Genomic DNA, 9,712 nt, shown 5'->3' with positions numbered 1-9,712 from the left:
GAGGTGTGCTTTTGGGGGGTCACCACCCCCCCCCTCTCTTTACGGCGATAAGAAAAAAAAAAAAAGAAGAGGCGACCAGCCGGGGGGGGGGGGGGGGGGGGGGGGGGTCTCTCCCCCCCCCCCCCGCCACCGTTTTCGTGCGTGGGGCTTACGGGGCGTACGAAGGTGTGCGGGGCCGTACGGAGGTAGGCGCGGGCATACGGGAGTGTGCGGAGCGTGCGGGCCGGTCAGTGGCCGTGCGGGCGGTACTCGCGGGGTGCCGGGGGCAGCGCCGGGGGGAAGTGGCCGCGGTGGTGGCCGCCCGCGTGGTGCGGGTGGCCGTGGTACTGCTGGCGGGGGACCGGCTCCCAGTGGCCGGACGACGGGAGGTGGCCGGTCGCGGTGGTGGTACGGCCCCAGATGCTCCGCATCGCCTCGGCGCTCAGCCCTTCCTCGCCGCTCCGGTCCCCCGGCAGCGCCCGGAAGGAGCGGCGGTACTCGGCGTACAGCGAGTCGTAGATCGGCGTGGCCGAGGCGGGGGCGGCGTGGGGGGCCGCCATGGTCGCCGTGGTCGCGTCGTGCGACGGGCGCATGCCGGGGATCTGGTAGGGATACGGGACGCGGGAGGAGGGGTCGTATGCGTGCACGTCTGTGCCAACGACCCGGATGCTCCCGGGATGCGGTCTCTGCGAAGAATCGGCTGTTCGGAGGGGAGTGCGACCGGCTCACGGCCGGCTCGTGAAACCGGCAGGGTGCGGCACGGTGCCCCGGTCCCGTACGGGCGGGACCGGGGCACCCGGACGAGGAAGCGCGCCGGTCAGGTGCCCGCCAGCGGCATCGACGCGGCCACCAGCTTGCCTTCCGCGGCGGCCTTCTCCATGGCCTCGCGCATCAGGTCCTCCCGCGGCTGATGGCCGACGGCGCCCACCGGGGCCGCGTACACCAGGACGGTCCGCGCCTTGCCCGCGGCGGCGCGCCAGCCGTCCGAGACGGGCAGCGGCTGGTGCGCCTGCCACCACGAACTGGGCTGGCCGCCGTCGGTGCCCGGCTGGAGGATGGCGTGCAGCTGCCCGGCGGCCAGCAGCACCGACCAGCCCGGGTTGGGGGCGGGCAGTACGGCCATGTCCGTCACCGGGGCGAAGCCGTGCTCCAGGAGCAGCGGCAGGAACGCGTCGCCCGGCTCGGTGGAGCCGGGGCGGGCGATGGGCCCGGCCGGCTCGACGACCAGCGCCGGCCGCAGGTCGCCCTCGACCAGGACCAGGCCGCAGGTGACACCGAGTGTCGCCTGCCGGTGCTCGCCGGGGAGGGCGGCGAAGGGCGTGGCGGGCGGCGGCCCGGCGGGCGGCTCGGCGGCGTGGCCGTCCTCGCCGGTGATGGAGCGCACGGCGCCCTGGAGCTGCTCCTCGGAGACCGGTACGACCTGCGAGGGGATGCACGACGCGTGGGCGAACGCGAGCACCGCGGTCTCCTCGCCGACGAACAGGACGGTGCTGGTGCGCTCCTGCTCGCTGTCGCCGGGGGTGCGGCAGGAGGTGCAGTCGTAGTTGCCGGGGGTGTTGCCACCGGCCAGCAGGCGTTCGGCTTCTTCGTCACCGATCTCGGCGCGAACGTCGTCACTGACGTCGAGCATGCGCGGCACGGATGGCTCCTCGATCGTTGCGCGGGCTGCCGGGCGGGTCCCGGCTCGTACCAGGACAACGGGCGATCTGTGGCAGGAGTCACGCGCGGCCGGGTACGGAATCGAACCGTTCGAAGCGGAGCGTGAGATGCGGACCGGAACCGCTCACTCCCTGCCAACCCGTGCTGCGGACACGGAAGTTGGGGCGGTGAGGTGGGTCACAGATCGTCGGGTCGGCTGGGTGACAAATGCGGAAATCGAGGAATCAAGTGGGTGGCCTGTTTTGGCTGATACCTCCGGTAACGCCCGACTGGCCAGGTAGGACGACGACACGGTTGATAACAGCGCGTGAGCCTCCCTACATTCTCCGGCCGTGTGCACCGAGCACCACCCGGGGACGCCCGCCGTCCGCATCCACCGCCGGCCGGCACCATGGCCGGCCCGCCGCGCAGGGCACGGCTCACGAGCCGCGTCGTGTGGCACCGGATGCACCGCACGCAGCACCACCGAGCACGACCGGCACCACCCCGCGGCGGGCGGGGTGCCGAGGTCCGCGGACGCAAGACGCGCCCGCGCCACGGCACCAGGGGGACTCCCGGGTTCGTGGAGAGGGATTCCATGCCTTTCTCGAAGGGCGTCATACGCCGTGACATCGCCGCGCTCGCCGGGGCGGCCCTCGTGGCCCCGCTCGCGCTGGTGGCCGCCACCGCCGGAGGGGCACAGGCGGCGGACGGCGGAGTGTGGGACCGCATCGCCCGCTGCGAGAGCGGCGGCAACTGGCACATCAACACCGGCAACGGTTTCTCGGGCGGCCTGCAGTTCACCAACAGCACCTGGCGCGCACACGGCGGCACCGCGTACGCGCCGACGGCCGCCGGAGCCAGCCGCTCCCAGCAGATCGCCGTGGCCACCCGCGTCCAGGCGTCGCAGGGCTGGGGCGCCTGGCCGACCTGCGCCGCACGGGCCGGCGCGTACGGGAGCGCGCCCAAGGCACCGAAGGCGTACCGCTCAGGCCAGAGCAGCGGCGAGCGGCACGTGCGCAAGGACGTCCGCCGGGACGTCGGAGCCAAGGTCGGCAAGAAGGCGCGCGGCACCGGAGGCCACGCCGACCGCGGCAGGTCGCGGGCCGGTACCGGCGGGTACACGGTGCGGCAGGGCGACACGCTCAGCCGGATCGCCGCCGCGCACAACGTGAGCTGGCGTCAGCTGTACGCCGCCAACCGGGCCGTCGTCGGCGGCGACCCGAACCTGATCGTCCCGGGGCAGCGGCTCACGGTCTGAGTGCCGGGGCCGCCGCACGGCCCCGTCCCCGGCGCCGGTACGCCGAACGCCCCACCCGGCCGTCCACCGACCGGGTGGGGCGTCGCGCTGTCCGGCGCGGCGGCGCGGGCCCCCGCCCGCCCCTGTTTAGCGTGAGCCGATGTCCCATTCTTCTCGGGTGCTGATGCCCAAGCGTCCGGCGAAAGCCGGCCGCCGCAGAGTGGCCGTCCTGTCCCTCGTCCCGGCCGTCGTCCTGCTGTGCGCGCCCGAGGGCGCGCAGGCGCGGGACGTGACACACCACCTGCCGTCCCCGGCGGGCTGCTCCCTCACCAAGGGGCCGTGGAACTGCATCGCCGAGTGCGAGAGCGGCGGTGACTGGCGCAAGAACACCGGCAACGCGTTCTACGGAGGACTGCAGTTCCGGCAGTCGACCTGGAAGGAGTACGGCGGCCTGGCCTACGCGCCGCGCGCCGACCTCGCCACCCGCAAGCAGCAGATCGCCGTCGCCGAACGGGTGCGGCGTACGCAGGGCTGGTCGGCCTGGCCGCACTGCGCCAGGCGGTACGGGCTCGGCAAGCGGGACCGGGCGCTGCCCGTACTCACCGGCCGGGTGGTGACACCGAACCTGTGAGCGGCCCGGCGAGGCCATGACACAGGCTCAGCCACCGGCTCCGGCCCCGGGGAAGCGGGCCGCCTCCGCCGGTTCGCCGGCGAAGGCGACGGTGCCGCGCCGCAGGACGTACGCGACCGTGGCGGCGCGGCACAGGCCGGGCGGCAGCGCTTGCTCGGCGACGAGGACCGTGCGTCCGGCGGCCGCCAGGTCGCCGAGCAGTGCGTGCGTACGGGCCGTGACGGCCGGCGACATGCCCTGGGCAGGCTCGTCCAGGAGGAGCAGCCGGGCGGGGCCGGCCAGCGCGCGGGCCACGGCGAGCATCCGCTGCTCGCCGCCGGAGAGGGTGCCGGCGCGGCGGCCGAGCAGCGCGCGCAGCTGCGGGTAGGCCTCCAGGGCAGGTCCGACGGTGCCGTCCGGTGCGGCGAGTTCGAGCTGTTCGCCGACGGAGAGTGAGCCGAAGACGGCTCCGCGGTCGGGCACCAGGGTCAGTCCGCGGCGCGCGCGGGCGTGCGCGGGCAGCCGGGTGATGTCCGTACCGCGCCACACGACGCGTCCGGCGGTGAGCGGCACGGTGCCCGCCAGCGCGCGCAGGACGGTGGTGCGGCCGGAACCGTTGCGCCCGAGGAGCACGGTGACGCAGTGGCCCGGCACGGCCAGGTCGATGCCGTGCAGGGCCTCCAGGGAGCCGTACCGGACGCGGGCCGCGCACAGGGCCGTCTCGATGCTCATGCCGATGTCGATGTCGATGCGGGTGCGGGTGCGGGTGCCCGTGCCGCTCCGGTCCGCCGTGGCCGGCCGTCCGCACGCACCTGCCCGTTCACGGCCGGGGCTCCGCCAGGACGCGGCGGGCAGGCCCGCGGGTCACGATGCGGCCCGCCGCCATCGCGTAGACCGTGTCGGCCAGCCCGGCGACCAGACCGAGGTCGTGCTCGACGACGAGCAGCGCCGTGCCGTCGGCCGCCACGGCGCGCAGGACGTCGGCGAGCACGGCCACCTCGGCACTGTCCAGGCCCGCGGCGGGCTCGTCCAGCAGCAGGGTACGCGGGCGGCCGGCGAGGGCGCGGGCCAGTTCGACGCGGCGCAGGGCGCCGGTGTCCAGCCCGGTGACGGGCGCGGTGCGCAGCGGCCCGTCGAGGGCGAGCAGCCCCAGCGCCCGGCCGGTGGCGGCCGCCGGGTCCGGCACGCCGCTCTGCTCGGCGCCGACCCGGACGTTCTCGGCCACGGTCAGCCCGTCGAACACGGCGAGCTGCTGAAAGGTCCGGGCCAGCCCGAGGCGGGCCCGGACGTGCGCGGAGCGGTGGGTGATGTCGGTCCCGTCGAGCAGCACCCGGCCGCCGGCGGGACGCAGGGTGCCGCACAGGCAGTGGAACAGGGTGCTCTTGCCCGCCCCGTTGGGCCCGATGAGCGCGGTGATCCGGCCCGGCGCCACGGCCAGGTCGACACCGTCCAGCACGGTGAAGCCGTCGTAACGGGCGCGGAGGGCGCGGGCGGTGAGACGGCCGGTGGGGGAGGGAGAAGGGAGCGCGGGGACTGCGGGGGCCGGGGATGCGGAGGCAGGCGGGGGCTTCGGACTGTGGGCCGCGGAGCGGCGGGGCTCCGGGGCACGGATTCCGGCCGTCGTACGGTCCACCGGCGTGCGGCCCACCGGCGTACGCACCGGCACCGCCCGCCCCCGTATGCGCGCGCCCAGCGGAGTCAGCCGTGGCTCCGGCGCGGCGGACAGGCGGGCGACGGCGGCGCGCAGGGCGGCGTACGGGCCGTGCGGGAGCCGTCCGGTGAGGACGGCGAGCACGCCGATCACCGCGGTCGCCGCACCGCCCTCCGCCCCCGCGTCCAGACCGACCAGCAGCACCGCGGCGGCGAGCGCCCCCAGCAGGCTGTCGGCGCCCAGGACCAGCACGGCCGCGAACCACAGCAGGCCGCGCACCGGGTCGTAGGACGCCGGGTCGAAGGCGCGCAGCGCCATGCCGAGCATCCCGCCGCCCAGCGCGGCCAGGGCGGCGCCCACCGTGAAGGCCGCCAGTTTCATGGCCGGTACGGGCACGCCCGCGGCGGCCGCCCCCGGCTCGTGGTCGCGCATCGCGGCCAGCGCGCGCCCCGTACGTCCGCGGCGCAGCGCCGCCACAGCGAGCAGCGCGAGGCCGAGCAGGGCCAGTTCCAGGACGTAGTACGCGCGGTCACCGGCGAAACCGGCGGGACGGTCGAGGGTGAGACCGGCGGTGGCGTACGGCTGGGCGAAGACGAACCGACTGACGGCGACGCCGAAGGCGAGGGTGGCCAGGGCCGTCGCGACGCCGTGCCTGCGCAGCGCGGGCCAGCCGGTGAGCAGACCGAGCGGCGCGGTCAGCAGGACGGCCAGCAGCAGGGCGGACAGCCCGGGGACCGCCGGCAGGCCCGGGAAGCGGCCGGCCGCGAGCAGCGCGGTGAACAGGGCGCCCAGTCCGGCATACGCGGCCTGGCCCAGGGAGATCTGGCCGCCGCGCCCGGTGACGACCACCAGGGAGAGCAGCACCACGGCGAGCGCCGGTACCTGCACGGCGGTGCGCAGATCGCCGCCCGCGAAGCCCAGGGGCAGCAGGAAGAGGATGCCGCAGACCAGCCAGGCGCGCCCGGCGTGGTCGGGCAGCCGGCCGGTGCGCAGGGCCGGCGCGGTGCCGCCGTGCGGCGCGTCGGGCAGGACGCGGGGGACACCGAGGCCGCGCAGGGCCAGGGCGGCGGCCAGCAGGGCCACGGCGAACAGGTTGGCGCCGACGGCCTGGACGAGGGGTTCCAGGCTGCCGCCCGGGTGCAGCCGGGTGAGCTGGCTCTGCGCGACGCCGATGCCCAGGGCCACGGCCACCGCCACCGGCAGGCTGCGCAGCCCGGCCGCCACCGCGACCGCCATCACCTCCATCACCAGCAGCGGCAGCCCGTACGGGTCCAGGCGCAGCAGCGGGGCCAGCAGTACGCCAGTCAGCCCGGCGGTGAAGGCCCCGAAGGCCCAGCCCGCGGCGGCGACCCGGTCGGCGTCGATGCCGCTGAGGACGGCGAGCGGGCGGTTGTCGACGACGGCGCGCAGTTCGCGTCCGAAGCGGGTCCAGCGGGTGACGGCGGCGACTCCGGCGGCCAGGGTGACGGCCGTACCGAGCTGCACCCAGGGGTCGTCGGGCAGCAGCGCGGGCGCGTCCGCGCGTGCTCCCGGCCCCCAGACCAGGCCCGCGCCGCCGACCAGGAGGACGAAGACACCGAGGGAGGCGACCAGGGTGCGGGCCGGGCCCGCGCCCTGCACGGACAGCGGGCGGAAGACGGCGCGGTCCAGGGCGAGTCCGATGCCGGGGGCGACGACGAGGAGGGTGACGGCGGCGGCGAGCGGCAGCGGCAAGTTCCAGCCGACCGCCAGCTGCCGCAGGACGTAGGCGCACACCATGGCGACGGCGCCGTGCGCGAAGTTCAGGACGCCGGTGGCCCGGTAGGTGACGATCAGCCCGATGCCGGTGAGCGCGGCGGCGCTGCCCACCGCGAGTCCGGCCAGGGTGAGGTCGTACGTGAGGGAGCTCACCGGTCCGGGCCGGGGTGCGGGGTGTCCGGCTCACAGACGGGGCAGGGGGCGGGCGGGGGACCGTCCGCCCCCTGCGGGCCGCCGACGGCGGGCCGGGCGTCCGGGCGGCCCGCCACCAGGGGGCAGCCGGGCCGGTGCAGGAGCGTTCCGCCGGGGACGGTGAGCGGTGGGCCGGCGTCCAGGTCCTTCCGGGCGGCCGAAGCCCCGCCCGGTCCCGCCGGTGTCCCGCCCGCCTCCGCCGCAACCCAGCCCGCCCCCGCCGGCGCGTCGTCGGCCCCGTACGTCACCAGCAGCCCGTACAACTCCTCGACGCGCGCCGCCGCCAGGCCCTGGTCGCCGCGCGCCACCAGCACCGCGCCCGCGATGATCAGGGCGGCGCCCGGGATCGAGCAGGACGCCAGGAACGGAATCTGCCGCTCGGCGAACCGCTCGCCGGAGACGCCGTACCAGCCGGCCGCGCACAGCACAGCGCCGCCCGCCAGCGCCGCCCAGCCGCCCCACGGAGCCAGGCGTGCCCCGAACCGTGTTCGCGCGTTGCGCATCACGCCCCCTCGCGGCTTCCGGCGAATGCCTGCACTATGCCCTGTGGAGACAGCACCTAGAAGGCTTGTGCCAGACCGGCTCCGGCCGGTCGCGACGACAGGCGGTGGTGTACATGACGGTCCGTGGGGGGCGTGCGCGGCGGGTCCCGGCGCTGGTGGCGGCGGTACTGCTGATGACGGCCGGAGCGGCGGGTTGCGGTGACGCCGAGGACGGCGGGCAGCGCGCGCCCAGCGGGGCGTCCTCCGCTTCGGAGGACCCCGGCACGGCAACGGTGTCCGCCGGCACGCCGTCCTCCTCGGGCGACGCTCCGGCCGATCCGGCAGCCGCCGAGCGCGAGATCAAGAGGAACTGGAAGAAGTTCTTCGACCCGAAGCTGTCCAACGCGGAGAAGGCGAAGTACCTCCAGAACGGCGAGGACCTCCAGCTGCTGCTGGAGGCGTTCAACGGCGACCAGCGGGGGCAGCAGGTCGCGGCGCAGGTGTCCGCCGTACGGTTCACCTCGGCGACCGAGGCCGACGTGACGTACAGCCTCACCCTCAAGGGCGCCACCGCGCTGCCGAACGCCAAGGGCGCCGCCGTCCATCAGGGCAAGGTGTGGAAGGTGTCGCTCAAGACCCTGTGCGCGCTGGTGGGCATGAGCGGCAATGCGGACGCGCCGGGCTGCTGAGGCGGCCGGTGCCGCCGCCGCGGCGCTGCTGCTCGCGTTGACGTCTGCCTGCGGCAGCAGGCTGCCGGAGGGTGACTTCGAACACCGTGGGACCGCGTCCGCCACCGGCGCCCCCGGGCGCGAGCCGATCGTCGTCGGCATCATCACCAGTACGACGAGCCCGGTGGGCGGCGAGGCGTTCACCGGGCCACGGGACGGCGCGCTGGCCTACTTCGAGGCGCTGAACGCGCGCGGCGGCGTCAACGGGCGGCCGGTGCGCGCGGTGACCTGCGACGACGGCGGCAGCGGCGTCGGCAACAACGAGTGCGTGCGCAGGCTCCTGACGGAGGACAAGGTGTTCGCGCTGGTCGCGACCACCGCGCTGGACTACGCGGGCGCGCCCCGGGTCTCCGCCGCGGGCGTCCCCGACATCGGGGGACAGCCGGTCGGCGCTGCGTACGACACGTACCCCCATCTGTACGGGATCTACGGCAGCCGGGCGCCGCGGGACGGCAAGGCGGCGGGCTGGGACGGGCGGCTGTACGGCGGCACGGAGGTCTACCGCTACTTCAAGCGCGTGCAGCGCGCCCGCAGCGCCGCCGTCGTCTCCTACAACCAGGCGGCGTCCGCCGCGTACGCCCGGCTGATCGTGCGCGGTCTGGAGACCGAGGGGTACGACGTGACCAGCGAGCAGGTCGACTTCGCGCTGCCCAACTTCCCCGCGGTCGCCGCCGGGCTGCGCGACCGGGGCGCCGACCTGGTCTTCGACGCGATGGACACGCACGGCAACGCGCAGCTGTGCGAGGCGATGGACGCGGCGGGCGTCCGGCCGGTCGCGAAGGTTACGAACGTACAGAACTGGTCGGATGCGGTCGCGAAGGACTACAAGGATTCGCCGGGCTGCCGCAACGCCCTGTGGGCCACCGGCGCCAGCCGCAACTACGACGATCCGGGGAGCGGCCCGGGCGGCGCGGCGGTCCGGGACTTCCGCGCCGGGATGGCCCGGTACGCCCAGGGGAAACCGCTGTCCCAGTGGCAGCTGGAGGGGTGGGCGGCGGCGATGTGGTTCGCCGACGCGGCGCGCTCTTGCGGGCAGCGGCTGACCCGTGCGTGCGTGGAGCGCTTCGTCGGCCAGGGCGCGCCGTACACCGCCCGTGGCCTGCTGCTTCCCGCCTCGTACCGGCCGCTGGCCGAGCCGCCGGCCACCGACCGCACCTGCCTGTCGGTCGCCCGCTGGCGCGATACGGCGCGCGGCGGCCGGGGCGGCTGGGTCACCCAGGGTGACATGGACACCAACTGTTTCACCGTCCCCCAGCTGCCCTACCGGCCCTGAGCGCCCGGACCGTACCGCGCGCCCGCCCTACGGGCACGGGCACCCCGGCGCGGCGAGCCGGTGGCTGCACACCTCGTGACGGGACGGCCCGGGACGGCATAGCTTGTGGCGATACAGCACGGCACAGAACCGACGATCAACGGTTCGGGAAAGTTCCCTGACGTCGCTACCGATGTCCTAAC

9 protein-coding genes are annotated in these 9,712 nt (G+C 75.6%); 4 read left to right on the top strand and 5 right to left on the bottom strand.

Features of this window, described 5'->3' with window-relative positions; genetic code table 11:
- Positions 1-227: 227 nt before the first annotated feature.
- Together ACZ4Z1_RS03235 and ACZ4Z1_RS03230 are read right to left on the bottom strand one after the other, a co-directional pair.
- Positions 228-626, bottom strand: coding sequence for a hypothetical protein (locus tag ACZ4Z1_RS03235; RefSeq protein WP_468484830.1), 399 nt, complete (start codon positions 624-626; stop codon positions 228-230).
- Between the two features lie 170 nt (positions 627-796).
- Complete coding sequence (locus ACZ4Z1_RS03230) at positions 797-1,618, bottom strand: hypothetical protein (RefSeq protein ID WP_468484829.1); 822 nt, start codon at positions 1,616-1,618, stop codon at positions 797-799.
- A gap of 597 nt (positions 1,619-2,215) precedes the next feature.
- Between ACZ4Z1_RS03230 and ACZ4Z1_RS03225 the strand changes: the two genes are divergently transcribed.
- Both ACZ4Z1_RS03225 and ACZ4Z1_RS03220 read left to right on the top strand, forming a co-directional pair.
- Positions 2,216-2,878, top strand: a complete 663-nt coding sequence (locus tag ACZ4Z1_RS03225) for a LysM peptidoglycan-binding domain-containing protein (protein WP_468484828.1) — start codon at positions 2,216-2,218, stop codon at positions 2,876-2,878.
- A gap of 139 nt (positions 2,879-3,017) precedes the next feature.
- A complete protein-coding gene (locus ACZ4Z1_RS03220; RefSeq protein ID WP_468484827.1) occupies positions 3,018-3,488 on the top strand; it encodes a transglycosylase family protein in 471 nt (156 codons plus the stop codon).
- 27 nt (positions 3,489-3,515) lie between these two features.
- Here ACZ4Z1_RS03220 and ACZ4Z1_RS03215 read toward each other — a convergent pair whose 3' ends face one another.
- The 3 genes from ACZ4Z1_RS03215 to ACZ4Z1_RS03205 form a co-directional block, all read right to left on the bottom strand.
- Positions 3,516-4,199: an ATP-binding cassette domain-containing protein gene (locus ACZ4Z1_RS03215; RefSeq protein ID WP_468484826.1), complete on the bottom strand. Its 684-nt coding sequence runs from the start codon at positions 4,197-4,199 to the stop codon at positions 3,516-3,518.
- 88 nt (positions 4,200-4,287) lie between these two features.
- On the bottom strand, positions 4,288-7,008 hold the full coding sequence (locus ACZ4Z1_RS03210) for an ABC transporter permease subunit (RefSeq protein WP_468484825.1): 2,721 nt from the start codon (positions 7,006-7,008) through the stop codon (positions 4,288-4,290).
- On the bottom strand, positions 7,005-7,550 hold the full coding sequence (locus ACZ4Z1_RS03205) for a hypothetical protein (RefSeq protein WP_468484824.1): 546 nt from the start codon (positions 7,548-7,550) through the stop codon (positions 7,005-7,007). The genes ACZ4Z1_RS03210 and ACZ4Z1_RS03205 overlap by 4 nt, the downstream gene beginning before the upstream one ends.
- Before the next feature lie 113 nt (positions 7,551-7,663).
- Between ACZ4Z1_RS03205 and ACZ4Z1_RS03200 the strand changes: the two genes are divergently transcribed.
- Positions 7,664-8,218, top strand: a complete 555-nt coding sequence (locus tag ACZ4Z1_RS03200) for an MTB12 C-terminal domain-containing protein (RefSeq protein WP_468484823.1) — start codon at positions 7,664-7,666, stop codon at positions 8,216-8,218.
- Positions 8,196-9,530: an ABC transporter substrate-binding protein gene (locus ACZ4Z1_RS03195; RefSeq protein ID WP_468484822.1), complete on the top strand. Its 1,335-nt coding sequence runs from the start codon at positions 8,196-8,198 to the stop codon at positions 9,528-9,530. Before ACZ4Z1_RS03200 ends, ACZ4Z1_RS03195 begins: the two co-directional genes overlap by 23 nt.
- Positions 9,531-9,712: the final 182 nt, after the last annotated feature.

It is taken from the genome of Streptomyces sp. NPDC030165 (genome assembly GCF_055573595.1).
The sequence above is the reverse complement of the archived record's forward strand: the minus strand, read 5'-3'. Positions and strand labels throughout refer to the sequence as shown.

Excerpts from the sequence above, each read along its gene's own strand:
- ACZ4Z1_RS03215 (WP_468484826.1), bottom strand. The coding sequence starts at position 4,199 with ATGAGCATCGAGACGGCCCTGTGCGCGGCCCGCGTCCGGTACGGCTCC.
- ACZ4Z1_RS03205 (WP_468484824.1), bottom strand. The coding sequence starts at position 7,550 with ATGCGCAACGCGCGAACACGGTTCGGGGCACGCCTGGCTCCGTGGGGC.
- ACZ4Z1_RS03225 (WP_468484828.1), top strand. The coding sequence starts at position 2,216 with ATGCCTTTCTCGAAGGGCGTCATACGCCGTGACATCGCCGCGCTCGCC.
- ACZ4Z1_RS03200 (WP_468484823.1), top strand. The coding sequence starts at position 7,664 with ATGACGGTCCGTGGGGGGCGTGCGCGGCGGGTCCCGGCGCTGGTGGCG.
- ACZ4Z1_RS03220 (WP_468484827.1), top strand. The coding sequence starts at position 3,018 with ATGTCCCATTCTTCTCGGGTGCTGATGCCCAAGCGTCCGGCGAAAGCC.
- ACZ4Z1_RS03195 (WP_468484822.1), top strand. The coding sequence starts at position 8,196 with ATGCGGACGCGCCGGGCTGCTGAGGCGGCCGGTGCCGCCGCCGCGGCG.